We start from the raw sequence: 298 nt of genomic DNA, 5'->3' as shown, positions 1-298 counted from the left end.
CTGACTTGGGGGGAAGGACATAGCACAGGTTGCCGAAATCGTCGTACACGTAATAGGTGGACAGGGCTTCGGTGCTCTGGTCGGCTTTGCGGTTCCAGGTGCGCTTGAGCACTACCCGGGCTTCTTTGTCTTTGAACTCCTGGAGCAGGCCGGCTTTGCCGTCGCCTTCTTTCCAGTTTTCGTCCCGGGTCTCGCTGACATAGAGCTGGTTCTGCCCGTAGCTGCCTTCGTCTTTCAGGCTGCGGTTGCCACTGGCGTCGATGCTGACGCCGTATTGTTTTGCCCATCTGCCGTTGCC

General features: G+C 58.4%; 1 protein-coding gene. It reads right to left on the bottom strand.

Annotation, left to right across the window (positions count from 1 at the left end; all coding sequences use genetic code 11):
* On the bottom strand, positions 1-298 hold a 298-nt coding region (locus DDR33_RS26390; RefSeq protein ID WP_158280881.1), incomplete at both ends, for a hypothetical protein.

Source organism: Pararcticibacter amylolyticus (assembly GCF_003130405.1).
In the GTDB taxonomy this organism is placed as follows: domain Bacteria; phylum Bacteroidota; class Bacteroidia; order Sphingobacteriales; family Sphingobacteriaceae; genus Arcticibacter; species Arcticibacter amylolyticus.
This window is presented reverse-complemented; position numbering and strand designations above follow the sequence as displayed.